At 69.0% G+C, this 229-nt stretch carries 1 protein-coding gene; it reads left to right on the top strand.

The window, feature by feature from the left end:
• Positions 1–38: 38 nt before the first annotated feature.
• Positions 39–229 (top strand): hypothetical protein (locus AC1RPY_RS08260; protein WP_481763201.1); only part of this gene is annotated, 191 nt, incomplete at its 3' end.

Raw genomic sequence — 229 nt, 5'->3', positions numbered from 1 at the left:
GCATAGATCATCTACGCACAGAGAAAGGACGGACCCTCATGTGGACCACGACGGAGACACTCCCCCGCGACCGGGTCTGGGAGGCCGTGCGCGACCTCCACACCGGCGCCCTGACCTACGCCGGGGCCGACGGCTTCGAGCCGCACGGGCCGTTCGCGGTCGGTACCGAGCTGACCGTCACGTCGGAGGGCCAGGAGCCCATCCACTCCACCATCGCCGTCCTCGAACC

Source organism: Dellaglioa sp. CoH-56-MRSF-12, assembly GCF_056782075.1.
This window is presented reverse-complemented; position numbering and strand designations above follow the sequence as displayed.